At 55.2% G+C, this 14,149-nt stretch carries 26 protein-coding genes; 19 read left to right on the forward strand and 7 right to left on the reverse strand.

Annotation, left to right across the window (positions count from 1 at the left end; translation table 11 throughout):
* Positions 1-159: 159 nt before the first annotated feature.
* From L8K08_RS28170 to L8K08_RS28190, 5 genes are all read left to right on the forward strand, one after another.
* The gene (locus L8K08_RS28170; RefSeq protein ID WP_242201469.1) at positions 160-735 is read left to right on the forward strand and encodes a hypothetical protein; all 576 of its coding nucleotides are present in this window, start codon (positions 160-162) and stop codon (positions 733-735) included.
* A gap of 165 nt (positions 736-900) precedes the next feature.
* Positions 901-1,152 carry a DUF1654 domain-containing protein gene (locus L8K08_RS28175; protein WP_242201471.1) on the forward strand — a complete coding sequence of 84 codons (252 nt, stop codon included), beginning with the start codon at positions 901-903 and terminating at the stop codon, positions 1,150-1,152.
* Positions 1,153-1,581: 429 nt separating this feature from the next.
* Complete coding sequence (locus L8K08_RS28180; protein ID WP_177054291.1) at positions 1,582-1,773, forward strand: hypothetical protein; 192 nt, start codon at positions 1,582-1,584, stop codon at positions 1,771-1,773.
* Between the two features lie 61 nt (positions 1,774-1,834).
* Positions 1,835-2,128: a hypothetical protein gene (locus L8K08_RS28185; RefSeq protein ID WP_242201473.1), complete on the forward strand. Its 294-nt coding sequence runs from the start codon at positions 1,835-1,837 to the stop codon at positions 2,126-2,128.
* A gap of 63 nt (positions 2,129-2,191) precedes the next feature.
* Complete coding sequence (locus tag L8K08_RS28190; RefSeq protein ID WP_242201475.1) at positions 2,192-2,575, forward strand: helix-turn-helix transcriptional regulator; 384 nt, start codon at positions 2,192-2,194, stop codon at positions 2,573-2,575.
* 7 nt (positions 2,576-2,582) lie between these two features.
* On the opposite strand, the gene L8K08_RS28195 is transcribed toward L8K08_RS28190, so the two are convergent.
* The gene (locus L8K08_RS28195; RefSeq protein WP_242201477.1) at positions 2,583-2,996 is read right to left on the reverse strand and encodes a hypothetical protein; all 414 of its coding nucleotides are present in this window, start codon (positions 2,994-2,996) and stop codon (positions 2,583-2,585) included.
* A 201-nt stretch (positions 2,997-3,197) separates the two neighbouring features.
* On the opposite strand from L8K08_RS28195, the gene L8K08_RS28200 reads away from it, so the two are divergent.
* From L8K08_RS28200 to L8K08_RS28235, 8 genes are all read left to right on the forward strand, one after another.
* The gene (locus tag L8K08_RS28200; protein ID WP_242201478.1) at positions 3,198-4,028 is read left to right on the forward strand and encodes a hypothetical protein; all 831 of its coding nucleotides are present in this window, start codon (positions 3,198-3,200) and stop codon (positions 4,026-4,028) included.
* Positions 4,029-4,324: 296 nt separating this feature from the next.
* Positions 4,325-4,762, forward strand: coding sequence for a hypothetical protein (locus tag L8K08_RS28205; protein ID WP_242201480.1), 438 nt, complete (start codon positions 4,325-4,327; stop codon positions 4,760-4,762).
* Positions 4,759-4,950 (forward strand): hypothetical protein, encoded by a 192-nt coding sequence (locus L8K08_RS28210; protein ID WP_065950848.1) that lies wholly within the window; start codon positions 4,759-4,761, stop codon positions 4,948-4,950. The genes L8K08_RS28205 and L8K08_RS28210 overlap by 4 nt, the downstream gene beginning before the upstream one ends.
* Complete coding sequence (locus L8K08_RS28215) at positions 4,947-5,141, forward strand: hypothetical protein (RefSeq protein ID WP_242201483.1); 195 nt, start codon at positions 4,947-4,949, stop codon at positions 5,139-5,141. The genes L8K08_RS28210 and L8K08_RS28215 overlap by 4 nt, the downstream gene beginning before the upstream one ends.
* A 157-nt stretch (positions 5,142-5,298) precedes the next feature.
* A complete protein-coding gene (locus tag L8K08_RS28220) occupies positions 5,299-6,024 on the forward strand; it encodes a hypothetical protein (RefSeq protein ID WP_242201485.1) in 726 nt (241 codons plus the stop codon).
* Complete coding sequence (locus L8K08_RS28225; protein ID WP_087693976.1) at positions 6,021-6,584, forward strand: siphovirus Gp157 family protein; 564 nt, start codon at positions 6,021-6,023, stop codon at positions 6,582-6,584. Before L8K08_RS28220 ends, L8K08_RS28225 begins: the two co-directional genes overlap by 4 nt.
* Positions 6,585-6,591: 7 nt before the next feature.
* The gene (locus tag L8K08_RS28230; protein WP_242201486.1) at positions 6,592-7,062 is read left to right on the forward strand and encodes a hypothetical protein; all 471 of its coding nucleotides are present in this window, start codon (positions 6,592-6,594) and stop codon (positions 7,060-7,062) included.
* Positions 7,063-7,131: 69 nt separating this feature from the next.
* Positions 7,132-7,482 (forward strand): hypothetical protein, encoded by a 351-nt coding sequence (locus tag L8K08_RS28235; RefSeq protein WP_242201488.1) that lies wholly within the window; start codon positions 7,132-7,134, stop codon positions 7,480-7,482.
* On the opposite strand, the gene L8K08_RS28240 is transcribed toward L8K08_RS28235, so the two are convergent.
* A complete protein-coding gene (locus L8K08_RS28240; protein WP_242201490.1) occupies positions 7,463-7,795 on the reverse strand; it encodes a hypothetical protein in 333 nt (110 codons plus the stop codon). The genes L8K08_RS28235 and L8K08_RS28240 overlap by 20 nt on opposite strands.
* 110 nt (positions 7,796-7,905) lie before the next feature.
* On the opposite strand from L8K08_RS28240, the gene yejK reads away from it, so the two are divergent.
* Entirely contained in the window at positions 7,906-8,913 is a 1,008-nt protein-coding gene (yejK, locus tag L8K08_RS28245) for a nucleoid-associated protein YejK (protein ID WP_242201492.1), read from the forward strand.
* 18 nt (positions 8,914-8,931) lie between these two features.
* On the opposite strand, the gene L8K08_RS28250 is transcribed toward yejK, so the two are convergent.
* Complete coding sequence (locus L8K08_RS28250; RefSeq protein WP_242201494.1) at positions 8,932-9,147, reverse strand: hypothetical protein; 216 nt, start codon at positions 9,145-9,147, stop codon at positions 8,932-8,934.
* 106 nt (positions 9,148-9,253) lie between these two features.
* On the opposite strand from L8K08_RS28250, the gene L8K08_RS28255 reads away from it, so the two are divergent.
* From L8K08_RS28255 to L8K08_RS28270, 4 genes are all read left to right on the forward strand, one after another.
* Positions 9,254-9,604, forward strand: a complete 351-nt coding sequence (locus L8K08_RS28255; protein WP_242201495.1) for a hypothetical protein — start codon at positions 9,254-9,256, stop codon at positions 9,602-9,604.
* Between the two features lie 85 nt (positions 9,605-9,689).
* The gene (locus tag L8K08_RS28260) at positions 9,690-9,869 is read left to right on the forward strand and encodes a hypothetical protein (RefSeq protein WP_242201497.1); all 180 of its coding nucleotides are present in this window, start codon (positions 9,690-9,692) and stop codon (positions 9,867-9,869) included.
* 233 nt (positions 9,870-10,102) lie between these two features.
* The gene (locus tag L8K08_RS28265) at positions 10,103-10,255 is read left to right on the forward strand and encodes a hypothetical protein (RefSeq protein ID WP_242201682.1); all 153 of its coding nucleotides are present in this window, start codon (positions 10,103-10,105) and stop codon (positions 10,253-10,255) included.
* Positions 10,255-11,385 carry an HNH endonuclease signature motif containing protein gene (locus L8K08_RS28270; protein WP_242201499.1) on the forward strand — a complete coding sequence of 377 codons (1,131 nt, stop codon included), beginning with the start codon at positions 10,255-10,257 and terminating at the stop codon, positions 11,383-11,385. The genes L8K08_RS28265 and L8K08_RS28270 overlap by 1 nt, the downstream gene beginning before the upstream one ends.
* A gap of 198 nt (positions 11,386-11,583) precedes the next feature.
* On the opposite strand, the gene L8K08_RS28275 is transcribed toward L8K08_RS28270, so the two are convergent.
* Together L8K08_RS28275 and L8K08_RS28280 are read right to left on the reverse strand one after the other, a co-directional pair.
* Positions 11,584-12,312, reverse strand: a complete 729-nt coding sequence (locus L8K08_RS28275) for a DUF4407 domain-containing protein (RefSeq protein ID WP_242201501.1) — start codon at positions 12,310-12,312, stop codon at positions 11,584-11,586.
* Positions 12,305-12,976 (reverse strand): hypothetical protein, encoded by a 672-nt coding sequence (locus tag L8K08_RS28280; protein ID WP_242201503.1) that lies wholly within the window; start codon positions 12,974-12,976, stop codon positions 12,305-12,307. Before L8K08_RS28280 ends, L8K08_RS28275 begins: the two co-directional genes overlap by 8 nt.
* Before the next feature lie 172 nt (positions 12,977-13,148).
* Here L8K08_RS28280 and L8K08_RS28285 point away from each other — a divergent pair, with 172 nt between their 5' ends.
* Positions 13,149-13,499: a hypothetical protein gene (locus L8K08_RS28285; protein ID WP_122251237.1), complete on the forward strand. Its 351-nt coding sequence runs from the start codon at positions 13,149-13,151 to the stop codon at positions 13,497-13,499.
* Here L8K08_RS28285 and L8K08_RS28290 read toward each other — a convergent pair.
* Positions 13,468-13,674, reverse strand: coding sequence for a hypothetical protein (locus tag L8K08_RS28290; protein WP_122251236.1), 207 nt, complete (start codon positions 13,672-13,674; stop codon positions 13,468-13,470). The two genes, L8K08_RS28285 and L8K08_RS28290, sit on opposite strands and share 32 nt — an antisense overlap.
* Before the next feature lie 102 nt (positions 13,675-13,776).
* A complete protein-coding gene (locus tag L8K08_RS28295) occupies positions 13,777-14,109 on the reverse strand; it encodes a hypothetical protein (RefSeq protein ID WP_099235254.1) in 333 nt (110 codons plus the stop codon).
* Between the last annotated feature and the right edge of the window lie 40 nt (positions 14,110-14,149).

The following is a 14,149-nucleotide window of genomic DNA, read 5'->3' on the forward strand; positions in this document are numbered from 1 at the left end:
ATTGACCTTGTAGCTTTCCGGTAGCTTCATTGGGGGCGCTCCTTTCGTTGGTGGCCTTGACCGTATCATGTCGGCCAGACAGCACACTTACATCTTCGGATCAATGGTGGCTGTACGCCACGAATGGTAAAGTGTGGGCTCAATTACGGGAGGGATCCAATGAAAGGGTTTGGGACGTTCGCGCTGATAGTCGGCATGTGCTGGCTGATCTTCGCGCTGAGCATGGATGTGTCCGTGCCGACTGGCGCCGGCGGCCGGGTGAACAACCTAGGCCTCATGGCAGACCGCCAGGTGCACACGATTGTCGGCGGAATGATTGCGCTCGCCGGCCTGCTCATGGTTTTGCTGGGTGGCAAAAGCGCACCTGCTGCCGTCCAGGCAGAGAAAGACACGCGCCCCTGCCCTATGTGTGCCGAGAGCATCAAGACTGCTGCGATCAAGTGCAAGCACTGCGGGGCAGACGTTGAGCCGGCGGCCGCCCCAAGACTGAAAAACGGATGGGTCGCCTCAACCGCCTGCCGCGACGAAGCAGAGCAGCAACGAACGATCGAAGCCATTGCCGGCACGGGGCTGCCTGTTGTTTCCATGATCGGCCTCGCTGTAGGTGCTGGTCCATTTGAAACGAAGGAGGAAGCCAAGCAGGCTCTGGTCACTATGCGTGATGGCCCCAGACTATTCAGTGAAATTGTCTACAGAGACTCGGTGAGCGGAAAGTATCCACCGATTACTGACTGACTATCCGTTCTTAGGTGAGCCCGCCAAGCGCGGGCTTTTTCATGCCCGTCGAATACGCTTGCCCATCAGAATATGCATCTATGCATGAAACTTCCTGCCGGCCTCTTGCCAAGAAATGCCAGCCACAATACTGTGTATGCATACAGTATTCGCAAGGAGCGAAGCATGATTCTGCCCCCCTACCCCACACCGAAACCGAGAAACTCCTACGAGCTTGTGGGCCATCGCCTGCAACGCATAATTGCCTCCCCCAGAGTACAGAGAATTCAGTTGGTGGAAGTATCCAGGCGCGACGATGAAAGCCCTGAAGCCTGGCACCAGGTCATCCAGGATATCGGCGACACCGCCGGCATAAGCATCGAGCATCTAGATGACGGCGCCGTCAGGATCGGCTGGCGCGAGTACTGCGACTCATAAAAGAGCCCGCCGTTGAGCGGGCTTTTTATCGCCCGCGAATTTCAGCATTCTGAATTTATTTATTCAGCATGCTTGACACATTAATTTCAGCTTGCTTAAATTCATCTCAAGCCAGCAGCGAACACCGCCGGCCAGCAGCGAAAGCTGCGCCACTCTTTAGCGACACCACTTGCCGGATCACCACCGGCCCAGATTCAAAGGCAGCGATGAACCGGCCTCAACGGTTCAGAGGGTTGGCAACTGACCCGGGCGTGCAGCGTAAAGCGCCAAGAACAGTTATCCAGCGGGAGAACAAGCCGAAAGGCCCGCGGCTGGAAGAACATTTGATTCAAGCCGGTGACCGACGCCAGTAGCGGGTCACAGCGGAAAGCATCACTGAGCAGCCTTCTCGCGAGGGCTGCTTGGGATGACAACCAAGAGGAATTCACCATGGCTATTCGTAACGACAAAGGTCAGTTCGTCAGCACCCAGCAAGCGCTCGCCGCGGACCTTCACAGCTTCATTGATGACTGGACGCACTGGGCCAAGCAAGCGCTGCGCGGCGGGGATAAGGCGGAAGCCGCTCGCTGCATGGTAGAGGTTCGGGACTGCCGCCAGAAACTGAGTGCGCTGCAAGCATGACAGGGCTTTTCACTGATGCACCTGGTGACGGGTGCAGCGGGAAAACAACCGGAGAGTAGTGATGATCAAAAAGGTAGGGAGGAAAACGACGGTGACGGCGATAGCAATTCGGATGCATCCAAAGCTAAGACATCTTCTGGATGTGGTGGGTCGTAAGCAGCGCCGGTCAATGACCGCCGTGATCGAGGCCGCCATCGAAGCATTCGCAAGTTCTGCGGAGCGTGATATCGCGGAGTCGACTTGGTCCACCGATGAAAACGAGCGCGCCTTCAACCTCTATTTAACGGCGCCTGACCTTTGCTCATTCGATGAAGAAGTCGATGCCAAAGCAGCCCTGGCTGCGCGCAGCAAGTAATCGGAAATTTTCACTTTTGCCACCGCATCGGTGGCAGCGGGAAAACAACCGGGAGTCACGACGATGGAAGCAACAATCATCAACGGCGGATGGAAAGGCCACCTCGGACGTGGCCTTGCGCCGCGGGAACTTCAGTTTCTGCTTTGGATTGCCCAGGGCTTCACCTCGAAAGAGATCGCCCGGGAAGCGGGCATCGAGTACGGCAGCGTCAAGAAGCGCCTGACCAATGCGATGTTCAAGCTGGGCGTTACGAAGCGTACTGCTTTGGTGGCTGAGGCCATGAAGCGCCAGATCATCACGCCGGTGTGCTTTGTGCTGGCGGCGCTAATCGCCATGCACTCGATGATCAGTGACGACTCGCTGCGTCGTGATCGCCGGGCGCCGGAACGGCGAATGGCTCAGGTGCGGATGGTACGCCGGGCTGAGTGCGCTGAATTGACTGTATGAGCAGGTGCTAACGATTTTGCCGAGAGCTGATTAGCTGCTGGCATCTATCAGCCATCTGAGGGAGGGACTCAGCCACATCAGACAGCACGCGGTACATCTCATTCTCGTCCGGAAACGGGTATACCTCGAGGTTAAGAGCGATCTGAACCTTGCGCAGATCTGTACCTTCGACGAGCCAGCGCTCAGCTGCGCGAGTCATCGCTGATCCGTTGTCATCCGTCTGCCAAGCAAGAAAGTCAAATAGCCTAGCGACCTGCAGAAACGATATCGAGTCAGGGATATCGGCAAAAAGCCGATCAGCCAAATTCTCCTCCCCAAACTCAACCACTACTGCACGGACAGCGCTGAACGCTTCAGTGTATTCGGGCTGGCTGCTCTCTGCTGCGATCACGTTTAACGCCCTTTCAACAACCTGATGCATAGCATTTCCTTGCTCCGATAAGGAGTGTCGATGCTACCAGCCTTCAGTACGACTCGCTAAACGGCCAGCGCCGCGGCAGCCGTGAAAGTCCGGCACCTTTCCCCACCTCTACCCGTCAGCACTCCTCCCCCGCGCCCATCGGCAACCAGCGGGAGGCATGAGTGTTGACGAATACAGGTGAACCAACGAATGGAGAGAGTCATGAGTGACATCAAGTACACCGACGACGGCAAGAAAGTCCTCGTCGTTGGCAAGCTCAACGCCCAGCAGACAATCGTGCAAGAGATCTTCGTCAGCGCCGGCCAGGAAATCCCGAGTGGCGAAAACTTCGTGGTGAAAAGCCTGCACGACGCGCCAGCCGAATCGTGGAAGGAAAAGAACCTGCGCGAACTTGAGGCGCGCTACGAGAAACAGAAGAAGAATCTGGAACAAGAGATCGACCAGCAGAACAGCCGGTTGACCATGATTAAGGTCAAGGCCAAGCACCATGCTGACGCCTTATTCCAGTTCGTTGAAAAGTCCGATGAAGGCTCTCTTGATCTTCTGAGGAAGGTCATGTCCGGCCAGATCACTCACGTATTCGTTTCAGGCCATTCGCCGGAAATCTTCGAATGGTATGGCGACAAAGGTCCGTATGAGATCGATCGCTACCACGGACGCATGGAACTGAAAGGCATCAAGCTTCTATCGCTGTACGGCTACTCCGAAGGCGATCTTGAATATCGCCTGCACACCTACCGCGATGGAAGCGGCGGCAGTGAACAGGTGTGGCCGACCACCAGCTATCAGGAAGCGCTCACGATGGCCCAGGCTGCTTGCGACGAACAGGCTGACGCCTACCTGGCTGGCAAGCGCAGTTCGTTTTCCATGTCTGATTGGAAAAAGATCGAAGGCGTCGTCATTCCTGATGCCGTGATTGAAAAGCATGAGGCCGAGGCAGATGCGGCGAGGCTAAAGCGAATTGCAGGACTTAAAAAAGAGCTTGCCGATCTTGAGGCTAAAGCGCCCGCCAAGACCAAGCCAGCCGCCTAACCCCAAACACTGGAGGTCGCCATGCATAACTGTACTGAAACTCAAGCGGTGTGCCGAGGATGCGGCCTCAAGTTACGCGGGTCGCCGTCATGGAAAGCCGGGCTTGCCTACCACCCCGAGCCGAAAGGTGAGGTCCACCGCTGCCACTACGGCGGCTGGGTCTGCTCCAGGCGTTGCGATGTGCGCGCCTGTGTTGAGCTGGAAGGAACCATGCCTGGTTGCGGCTCGGTGAACGGCTATCAGCGGCTATCGCCTTACGCAAAAGAGAGCATCGAACGCCACTGGCCGGAGGCAGCATGAGCGCAGTATTGAAATTATGCCAAGAGCGTTTCGACGCTCAGTTGCCTCCAGAGATCAGCGAGGCGAATCCGGAGCAGGAGTGGCTGGAACACTCGGCGGAACAGCTGGTGTGCGGCGTCGATATCAAGTGGAAGCGCCGCCACGGCCAGCCGCAAGTGGTGACGTTTGATCGGTACTGCACCTACCTGCAAGGCATCCTGAACCAACGCCAGATCGACGGCCTGGACGAGCGCGACTCACTTGCCCGGCTGTTCCTGTCGTCGATCCTCGGCGGCCAGGCAGATTCACGCGGACATGCAGCTGACCTTATCGGCCAGACCCGCCCCATCGAAGCCGCAGAGTGCATAGCCATGGACCTACTCAGGCCCTACGCCGCCGAAGCTGTAGCAGCGGAGCGAGAAGCGGCCGAAGACGACGTGGATGCGGACCTATGAGCCCACACGTCGCGATAACCACCGCCCTTCTCGCTCTTGAGCATCCAGACACGACAGATCTGGCCGAGTCGCTGACTGAGGGCCTGATTGTCCGCCACTTCACTTCCGGCGCCATCAACGCCGAAGAGTTCCACCACTACAGCGCCTGGCTGCTGAAGATCAGCCGCCAGCGCAAGGAGGCTGCATGACCACCGCACCGGTTAAATCGCTGATCGACGAGCAGCTAGACGACGTTGAGTCGAAGCTGATCATGCTGGGCTTCGGCCTCCCCTTCAATGAAGTGATCGGCCAGCCGCGTGAGCGTGCCGTGGCCACCCTGCCGAATCGCCTAGCGGCGACCATGAAGGGTGGGCGCATTGCGGTGAGGGTTCGGCCGTGACCACCCGCCAGCGTAACCTGCGCCTACTCATCTGGCGCGGCTCTTTCCCTGTCCTCGCCCTCTTCACATTCTTGATGTTGCTCAGCGCCATCGCTGACCGAATCACTCAATAACCAAAACCTTCAATCGCTGCGAGCATCGCGGCAAGGATCCCCCCATGTCGACGAACATGCAGATCTGGGAAAAGGTCAGCACGACCGATACCCGCTACACCAAAGCTGCCGAGGTTGGCGGTCAGAAGATCACCAGCCTGAACGGTACGGCGATGATCATGAAGGCCACGGAGATATTCGGGCCCGTCGGCATCGGGTTTGGTTGGACGGTCATGGAGGAGCGATTCGACGAAGGCTCAGAAATGGCCAGCGGCGAAGGCGACAAACGCCTGGTGCTAGGTCGTGAACTTAACCACACCATCAAGATTCGCTTCTGGTTCGAGCTGGACGGCAAGCGCGGCGAGATCGAGCAGTACGGCTGCACTCGCTACCTCTACAAATCGAAGTTCGGTACGACAACCGATGGCGAGGCGCCGAAGAAGTCGCTGACCGATGCCATCAAGAAATCGCTATCTATGCTTGGCTTCAGCGCCGACGTGTTCCTGGGGATGTTTGACGACGCGGAGTACGTCAATCAACTGAAGGACGAAGAGCTGATTGAACACGCCGAAGACCAGGAGGCCGAGAGGGCTCGCCAGCAGCAGGAGCGCCTGGACTACATCAAATCGGTTATCGACACGATGGCCGGAGCCCAGTCCCCCCAAGAGCTGAAAAAGATCCATGACGTTGCGGTACGCAAACTCACTCTGCGCAAGGACACCAAGGGCGCCGAGCGTATCTCGCTGGAATGGAAGCGAATCACCGATGCCGATAAGGAGGCTGCAGCATGACCCAGCTCTACACACTCACCGGCAAGCTGGCCGAACTTCAAGCAATGGCTGACACCGACGACGAGGGGTTGAAGGAGGCTCTGCAGTACGCCATGGAGGAGATCCAGGGCGAGTTCGGCGATAAGGCTGAGAGCGTCGTCATGCTGAGTCGGAACATCCAGGGCGACATCGACGCAATAGACAAAGAAGTCGACCGGCTGAATGAGCTCAAGCGCATCCGGAAGAATACCGTAGGCAAGCTCGACGAGTACTTGCGCAATAACATGGAGGCCTCCGACATCAAGACGATCAGGCGACCGTTGTTCACGATCACTCTGGCTTTGGCGCCCGAAAAGGTCATCGTAGATAAAGAAGACGATATCCCGGATGACTTCATCGATACCAAAACCGTGTTCTCTCCCGACAAGCGTGCTATCGCGACCAAGCTCAAGGAAATCCGAGATCACAACGCAGCCGTAAGAAAGCGTATGGCGGCCGGTGAGGACGCGGAGCACGAACTTTTACCCGAACCAGCCTGGGCTCACCTGGAGCGCGGCGACAGTTCGATTCGCATCAAGTGAGGACATGATGAGCAAGCGCAAGACGCATAACCTCAAGGCACGCCTTGACCGGTCCTGCCGTTCTCTACTGGCAGTCAACCACGTCGCAGTGGTCAACATCGACCCCAGCGGCCGCCAGGGCATGATCAACTACAAGTCGCTCAAGAACATCGCGCCGGGGAAGATTGGCCAGGCCGTCTGCGGTATCCCCCACCGCTGGACGATCTACCTCAGCGCCCTGTGTATCGACGCCCGCGGCGACCGCTACAGCAAATCGGTGGAGGTGGCGCCCGATGGCGTTTACCTCTCCGACCACCTGGAAGACGTGATCGAGCATTGCTACAAGAAGCTGCGCGACGAGGCAAACCAAAGCCAGATGGTTGCTTCGGGCTGGATCGCCATTCCGGAAGCGATGTCGCTTGATGAGGCGCACGCCGCACGGATCTTCGAAGCGGTCGGCGCCTGGAATCAGGTGAAGGTCGATTCATGCGCCGCATAGCTCGCACCCAGCAACGAAAACGACAAACCTGGCTCGCACTGCCGGCCAGCGGAATAGAAGAGGTAGGCCATGGCCAAGACTGTGCAGGAACGATCGGCCAAGGCTGCGCAAAAGCGGCTGGCGGTTGCCGAGAAGGAATTGCGGCACAAGGTCAGACCGGGTATAGAGCAGGCCATGGATCGGATCCGGAAGCGCGGCAAGGTGCCGATGATCAGCGAGGTCCTGCAGATCGCCATCATGAAGATGGACTTGATGGCCGACGACGAACTTGCGGCCTTCTTGAGTTATCCGCGCCACGAAATCGTTATTAACGAAAACGTTGCGCGGGAATTTCACAATCAAAGCTTGATTGAAATTCGCAAAGAACCAGGCGATGAAATCATACCGCCCCAAGGATCCACTACTCAGGTTGCGCGATAGGGATCCCACTCGCCACGGCAACCAAACGATTGAGTGAGCGTGCTGACTGAGCCAAACCGGCCATTAGTTCAGCCTGGTACTTATCGACCCCTTTAGCAGCTAGAGCGTCCAATAGTGCGACGACTTCTGGAATCGTTAAGCGAATTTCGTGATCGTACTCACCACTACGATCCGGATCGCTTGTTTTCTTAACATTAAGGGCTGCATACAGATCACCTTTACTGTCTTTTGCAAGTGAAGCAGTTGCTGCTTTCTTTGACTTCAGAACAGCCCAGCCAGTTTTCCGATTTGATCCCTGTCGCCAAATTTCCACAAAACTCTCCTTTTTTGATCCGGCCTCTTGCCGGACGCACGTAATACCCCAACCCAAACCAAATTGCCACCACCGGTCACGGAGGGCGGCGCCTGCCCGAGGTAAACGCAATGCCCATTCTCCACAGCGTCATCCACAAGATCGACAAGAAGCCTGATGGTAGCCCGGCAGTTCTGCACCTGGCTGGTGCCGAGCAGATCGACAGCGGCGCCCGCGACGATCTGATGAGCCAACTCAACGAAACCTACAATGCCACGACCGGAAAGGCCTGGGGCTTCTTCCATGCTGAAACGGGCGCTCACCCGTTGAGTGGCTGGATTTCCAAATACATGGCTGGCGGTTCCAGCTTCCTCGAATTCAGCACCGCCGCCGTCGAGCACCTGACCAGGCTGATGGAAGAATCGAACCTCAGCACCGGCGGTCACGCCATCTTCTGCCACTACCAGCAGGGCCTTACCGAGTACCTGGTCATCGCCCTGGTGCAGGAAACCGAGGCGGTGACGATGACTGAAGAGCTGCACCTGATGACGTTGAAGCGTCTGGACCTTGATCACATCCGCCTGGCCGCGCGCATCAATATCAGCGAGTGGCAGAACAACCCGCAGTCGAAGCAGTACATCTCGTACCTCAAGGGCAAGCAGGGCCGCCGGGTCAACGAATACTTCCGCGACTTCATCGGCTGCCAGGAAGGTGTCGACGGCCCCGGCGAAACCCGAACTTTGCTCAAGGCGTTCAGCGACTTTGTTGAAAGCGAGGATCTGCCGGAAGAGTCGGCACGCGAGAAAACGCACACGCTGGTGAGCTACTCCATGGCCCAGGCCAAGCTGGGCGAGCCGATCAGCCTTGGCGAGCTGTCGGAGTTGATTGACGAAGATCAGCCGAAGAACTTCTACGATTTCATCAAGGCCAAGGACTACGGGCTTCCCGAGACCCTGCCGCCGGACAAGAAGACGCTCAACAAATTCCGGCGCTTCACCGGGCGGACTGAAGGCATGTCGATCAGCTTCGAGGCGCACCTGCTGGGCGATAAAATCGAGTTTGACCCGGCTGGAGGCACGCTGACATTGCGCGGTCTGCCTACTCAACTAACCGAGCAGCTCAAGCGCGCTTCAACCTGATATCGATCGCCGCGGCCCTTACCTTGAAGAGCTTTCGAAGCTACCTGGCAGAAACGGGGATCCGCCGCGGCCCTTCTTTTTCTTTCGAGCCTTCCCTTTCTTGGCACCTAGAGCTTTTTTCATCGCAGCCTTCGCAGCTTCGTCTGAAGTTAGCTGTATGCCATCGGCAGCAGCTTGTGACTTCGCCGAATCGAGAACATTGATAAATCGTTGGGTTCGTTTATCGAATGCCATTTTCACTCCTTGATCCGGCTCCATGCCGGTCACCCGTAATACCCCACCCCAAACCAAATTGCCACCACCGGTAACCGGAGAGCGGCGCCTGACTGGAGTATCAGCTTTGAAATTAGAGATCAAAGAGCTGTACCGCTGCGGTGAGTGCCGCGAGATCCATGACGATGAGGACGGGGCCCGCGAATGCTGCATGCCGGCCGTTTACACCCTCTACGTCTGCCCGGTGTGCGCTGAGAATCATGACGAAGCGGAAGAGGCGATGTCCTGCTGCAATGCGGACGGAATCAGTTGCCCTCAATGCCGACGAGATTACCCGTCGATCTCAATCGATTACCAGGCAGTCAAGATCGCCGGGCACTGCAACGCCTGCAACCCGCTGTTCACCATCGAGCAGCAGCTCGCGGTGCAGGATCTGCACTACCAGTACACCGGTAAGCGCGAACATCTTCACGAATGATCCGACTCCATGTCGGTCGCCCGTAATACCCCATATCAACGAATCACGCCAGCCGGCGAGGCAGGCGCACGCTTGGAGATAACTCATGAGCACCTTTGCAGTGTTTGGGATGACCCTTGATGTCGCCATGGCCGAGGCTAGGAAGACCGTCAAAACCACTCGGCCCGACCCAAAGCGTCCCGGCCACAAGATAGAGCTTTCGGTCGAAGATTGGCTGATCAAGGTCACCCAGAAGGCCGAACAGATCATGGGGGGGGCAGGGTAAAGCAGCTCAGCCCGCTCTTCGACGCGCCGCAGTATGCGGAGCACTTCATTGAGCTGGCACGCAAGGGCAGCAGGTGCCGCGACATGCGGATAAAGGCCAAGCGCACACTGGTCGACGCCCAGGGCGAACCGATCATCAACCGGAAGACGAAGGCGCCGAAGGTTGGTTTTTCGGAGTGGCCGCCAAAGCAGCAAGACCAGGCAGCCTAACCCACCCAGACATCGAGAACCGCCATGACAATCACCTACGGCTCTGTTTGCTCCGGCATCGAGGCTGCAACACAAGCGTGGCACCCGCTGGGCATGCGCGCCGCCTGGTTCGCCGAATTCGAGCCAGCATTTCGCTATTGCTTCATCCGCCTGGGCGAGCGAGCATTGACCATCTGATGAATGCTGCTGCCTACAAGGACGTTTCTTTGAAAATCCCCGCGGTAAAAAAAGCAAAGCTGGACCAAGCTCTAAAACAGTTCGATGAAAAATTTCGCCACACCCCCGAGTGGAAAGGCTGGACTGAAAACCAAGCGCATCGCTACGCAATCAGTGCGAACAGCACTTTATACCCTGCAAAAAAAATAGTTTCTTTGGCCACTGGAACCCCGGTAGGACTGTTTTCAGGTGGTCAGCCCACAAACGGATATTTGAAGCGACACGGATTCACAATCGTTGAGCTGCAACGGTCAACTGATCCAGAGTTGCGCTTTGTGGTGGGTCAGGTTTATGACCGGCAAACTGAGATTCACGATTTGTTCGGAGGCAGTCGCCAGAGTGGAATTGCCCCCTCAGCGCAGGCCCCAGCGGTATTCATTTTCACCGGCGACTCAGGTGGTCAGTACGGATACACCGACTCTCATAGCGAGGAGCGGGTTTTCAGCTACACAGGCGAAGGCCAGCTCGATGATATGACTCTGACTAAAGGAAACCTTGCAATTCTCGAGCATTCGAAGCAGGGGAAAGCGCTGCATGTTTTCGAGATACTAGGCAAAAGTTTAGGCCAGAAATACCTCGGCGAATACACGTGTGCGAGTCATGAATGGCGCCGCGGCCCTGACAAGCTTGGCAACGACAGGACAATAGTTGTGTTCAACCTAGTCCCTGTAGAGCTCGAGCTCGACTACCCTACGTTCTCAGGAGAAGACGAAGCCCCAGATCTAACTATGTCACTTTCCGAAGCGAGAAAGCGCGCTCTTGAGGCTGCGGAAGCAGGATCTGCTGGAGAGAGCGGGTCGGCACGCAGAACCGTATATCGCCGCAGCAGAACTATCTCCAACTACGTTTTAAGAAGGGCTGCCGGGAATTGCGAGAGCTGTGAGAGGCCGGCCCCTTTCATGAAGACAAACGGGTCGCCATATCTAGAGCCGCACCACGTCAATCGACTATCAGATGGTGGCCTAGATCATCCACGTTACATAGGCGCTATCTGCCCGGCCTGCCATCGCGAAATCCATCACGGATTGAACGGAAAGGTTAAGAACGAAGCGCTGAAAACGTACGTTGCCATTATCGAGCCGAAGTCTTAACGACTTCCGAATCAGCAGGGCGCAGCCTAGAACGCCAGAGTGGCACCATGACAATCCCTGACCGCTGGCCCTGGTCACCGTAATGGCGGAGATATATTTAGGCAATTAGATGTAGGTCAGCCCTCGTATAGAATACGCCTAGCTGATCAATTCAGACGACCAAGTCCAAAATATGCAAAGATATCAGCTCGATCTTTCTCATTTCTGCAGCGCCACAGAAACTTCTTCCCCAAGTTTTATTATGGAAACTTTGCGCAGGGCGTTACTCTCGATCCCAAAAACCACCAAATTATCCCCAAACGTTTCAACGAGATGATATTTTGGAACGCCTTTCACATAAACTACAGGTAAATTATTTAGGTTTCCTGATGAAAGCTCATATCCTTTAGCCCTACCTGCAATGTTAGGAGCAGTATAGACAACTAGCACTACGCACAACAGCATTTGCAAGATTTGCGCTATACCGACGGACTCAAAGCCTCCATTGAAAACCAAGTCATAAATATAACAACCTACTGCGACGCCCAACATAAAACCACTTATCTGCCCCATCGAATATACAGATGGCGAATACTTTGAGGGCAAATCAAAAAGTAGATATATTGCAAGCATGGCTGAAACTGAAACAATCAATCCTACGACGAGAGCCAGCCAGCGACGTAAAAAGTTTTTGTCAATAGAAGATAGACCAAGCACCCATGAAATCGCAAGACCCATTATAATATAAAGGAAGACCATCGCTCCTTTGCGGACAAAGTATTCAGTAGGCACGGCATCAACTAGCCATGGTGCGCCCATCCGCTCGAACATATACTTGAGCTGAAAATAGCCAGCGACACCAGCTATTAATGAGGCCAGTGCAACAATAGAGCCAAGCTTGACTGCCCATTCAGCCAAGCTATTTATGATGCGAGGCCGGTCATTCATCAGATGGAAGAACTTGGTCTTGCGTTGTCTGAACTTTTAACTTCCTCTGTGCTTGCTTTTCAGCTAACGGTTCAACTCGTCTGAAAACCGAAAAAAGAATCTTCATTTTCATTAACTTATTACCATCAACACGCGCATCTAGCACGCAGCGCTGTTGCTCGGACAATCCCAATATCTGCTCCATTCTTTCCGAAGCATTTTTTACAAACCCAGCTTGAGCAGCTGTCATTCCGCGCTCATCGGTAGCGTCAACGTCAGAGAGTTTCATTTGGGAAGAACGTGAGTGCAGATTTTTATACGTTTCAAAAGCTGTATGGTATACGACAGCAACAGCGGCAACCATAACACCGACATGAATCGCTGCCTCAAGAATAACTGCCAACTCAATGTAACCAGGCGAAGCGTATTTTATCTCTTCAATTTCTGGCTTACCGTTCTCAGGAATACCTTTAAAAAGATTGTTAAAAAAATGTACCGTACTATAGCCGCCACGCCAAGGAAACTTATTATATACATGCTGTACCTTTCGTTCCTCACTACCTCGCAAATCACCCAAGAGTGAAAAGGCAAAACCATAAACTCGAGTATAGTTATGTGTGACTTCTGATAACTCCTCTAGTGACCAGTTCAAGTCCAATAAAAGCTTAGTGGTATCACTATCCATCAACGAGTCCTATTTCAGCGCTTCCATGTCTGCACACTCGCAGTTTGACTTCGAGCTTAGCATGAATCGGCAACTTAACAGGATACTCATGGTGGCAAAAAAACACTACTCAACACCTCACCCCCATCCTCCTTCACTCCACGGCCCGGGCATGGCCCGGCAAGGACTCCCCATGCCTACAGAAAACAAACTGGCTGATCCATTCGGCCCGCACGGCCGTACCGTTCACATTCACCTAAGCGTGCGCGGGGCAATTCGCGATTTCAGCAAGCGCCAGCTCACCGGCTTGTTCCGCCACGCCGACGGCACAAAGTGCACCGCCGACGAGGCGATCGATCATCTTCTGGAAGCGCTGGCCTACGGCAAAGAGGTACTTCCCTTTGGCCCGCCGTGTGAAGGCTTCGATTTCTCTGGCAAGGGCTGTCCCGGACACGACAACCCGCCGACGGTTGTGAATGCCCATGATCTGGTAACGAGGGAAGAAAAACGGCTCAGACCTGATCCGTTAAAGAGGTGCTTGTAGAGTTAAGAAAGGAGTTCCAAGCATCGAACGCAGCTTTGTGGTCGCTCGTTGCTTCCTGCCATTCTGGGCCGCTCACATTTTTAGAAGCGACCAACATCATCATTTTGGTGGTTGCTGCATCAAGCTGGACAAGCAGCTTGTGAGACTCAAAGCGGAAATCGTCTATACCGTTCATTGAAAAGCCTTTCGATAGGTCTCTCCGGAAGCTCCGTGTTTTATTCCTATCGACAGGATAGACAAAATGTCCGGACAAACGTTCCGCAATGCCTGAGAACAGCTACCTCTCTGCTTGCTTTGAGCCTGCTCTGGGCAAGCTCTCAGTTTTTCGGCCCTTGACGGATTTGGTTCGAGCAGGAGATTGCAACCTCGCCCGCTCAAGTCCCCAAGCCAATGCTTTTGTCATCGTTTCGCCGGGTAGTGAATCAAAGGCTTCTTCAGAGATAACTGCGCCTTTGTCCCCGTAGACCCCTATGAACAACTGAGTTCTACCAAGTAGAGACATACGGACTTGCACGTTCAGCACCGTGCCGTCGACTTGTCGCTCATCCACCGAGCGAGTGTGAAGAGTTTGGTCGGCCCAGTCCCAGTAAACGTTGCCTCGTTTTCTCATCTGTGTAGCCCTGATATTAAGGCCGCGATTATGCGACCGA

Origin of the sequence: Pseudomonas sp. TREG-RG-20F-10-E-6-01 (genome assembly GCF_022662455.1) — a bacterium.
Lineage (GTDB): Bacteria > Pseudomonadota > Gammaproteobacteria > Pseudomonadales > Pseudomonadaceae > Aquipseudomonas.

What these genes read in the sequence shown, in the direction of transcription:
- L8K08_RS28195 (WP_242201477.1), bottom strand. Translation starts at nt 2,996, where the DNA reads ATGCATCAGGTTGTTGAAAGGGCGTTAAACGTGATCGCAGCAGAGAGC.
- L8K08_RS28275 (WP_242201501.1), bottom strand. Translation starts at nt 12,312, where the DNA reads ATGAATGACCGGCCTCGCATCATAAATAGCTTGGCTGAATGGGCAGTC.
- yejK (WP_242201492.1), top strand. Translation starts at nt 7,906, where the DNA reads ATGCCCATTCTCCACAGCGTCATCCACAAGATCGACAAGAAGCCTGAT.
- L8K08_RS28285 (WP_122251237.1), top strand. Translation starts at nt 13,149, where the DNA reads ATGCCTACAGAAAACAAACTGGCTGATCCATTCGGCCCGCACGGCCGT.
- L8K08_RS28220 (WP_242201485.1), top strand. Translation starts at nt 5,299, where the DNA reads ATGTCGACGAACATGCAGATCTGGGAAAAGGTCAGCACGACCGATACC.
- L8K08_RS28270 (WP_242201499.1), top strand. Translation starts at nt 10,255, where the DNA reads ATGAATGCTGCTGCCTACAAGGACGTTTCTTTGAAAATCCCCGCGGTA.
- L8K08_RS28250 (WP_242201494.1), bottom strand. Translation starts at nt 9,147, where the DNA reads ATGGCATTCGATAAACGAACCCAACGATTTATCAATGTTCTCGATTCG.
- L8K08_RS28260 (WP_242201497.1), top strand. Translation starts at nt 9,690, where the DNA reads ATGAGCACCTTTGCAGTGTTTGGGATGACCCTTGATGTCGCCATGGCC.
- L8K08_RS28230 (WP_242201486.1), top strand. Translation starts at nt 6,592, where the DNA reads ATGAGCAAGCGCAAGACGCATAACCTCAAGGCACGCCTTGACCGGTCC.
- L8K08_RS28235 (WP_242201488.1), top strand. Translation starts at nt 7,132, where the DNA reads ATGGCCAAGACTGTGCAGGAACGATCGGCCAAGGCTGCGCAAAAGCGG.
- L8K08_RS28265 (WP_242201682.1), top strand. Translation starts at nt 10,103, where the DNA reads ATGACAATCACCTACGGCTCTGTTTGCTCCGGCATCGAGGCTGCAACA.
- L8K08_RS28280 (WP_242201503.1), bottom strand. Translation starts at nt 12,976, where the DNA reads ATGGATAGTGATACCACTAAGCTTTTATTGGACTTGAACTGGTCACTA.
- L8K08_RS28200 (WP_242201478.1), top strand. Translation starts at nt 3,198, where the DNA reads ATGAGTGACATCAAGTACACCGACGACGGCAAGAAAGTCCTCGTCGTT.
- L8K08_RS28210 (WP_065950848.1), top strand. Translation starts at nt 4,759, where the DNA reads ATGAGCCCACACGTCGCGATAACCACCGCCCTTCTCGCTCTTGAGCAT.
- L8K08_RS28175 (WP_242201471.1), top strand. Translation starts at nt 901, where the DNA reads ATGATTCTGCCCCCCTACCCCACACCGAAACCGAGAAACTCCTACGAG.
- L8K08_RS28215 (WP_242201483.1), top strand. Translation starts at nt 4,947, where the DNA reads ATGACCACCGCACCGGTTAAATCGCTGATCGACGAGCAGCTAGACGAC.
- L8K08_RS28225 (WP_087693976.1), top strand. Translation starts at nt 6,021, where the DNA reads ATGACCCAGCTCTACACACTCACCGGCAAGCTGGCCGAACTTCAAGCA.
- L8K08_RS28190 (WP_242201475.1), top strand. Translation starts at nt 2,192, where the DNA reads ATGGAAGCAACAATCATCAACGGCGGATGGAAAGGCCACCTCGGACGT.
- L8K08_RS28295 (WP_099235254.1), bottom strand. Translation starts at nt 14,109, where the DNA reads ATGAGAAAACGAGGCAACGTTTACTGGGACTGGGCCGACCAAACTCTT.
- L8K08_RS28180 (WP_177054291.1), top strand. Translation starts at nt 1,582, where the DNA reads ATGGCTATTCGTAACGACAAAGGTCAGTTCGTCAGCACCCAGCAAGCG.
- L8K08_RS28170 (WP_242201469.1), top strand. Translation starts at nt 160, where the DNA reads ATGAAAGGGTTTGGGACGTTCGCGCTGATAGTCGGCATGTGCTGGCTG.
- L8K08_RS28185 (WP_242201473.1), top strand. Translation starts at nt 1,835, where the DNA reads ATGATCAAAAAGGTAGGGAGGAAAACGACGGTGACGGCGATAGCAATT.
- L8K08_RS28205 (WP_242201480.1), top strand. Translation starts at nt 4,325, where the DNA reads ATGAGCGCAGTATTGAAATTATGCCAAGAGCGTTTCGACGCTCAGTTG.
- L8K08_RS28290 (WP_122251236.1), bottom strand. Translation starts at nt 13,674, where the DNA reads ATGAACGGTATAGACGATTTCCGCTTTGAGTCTCACAAGCTGCTTGTC.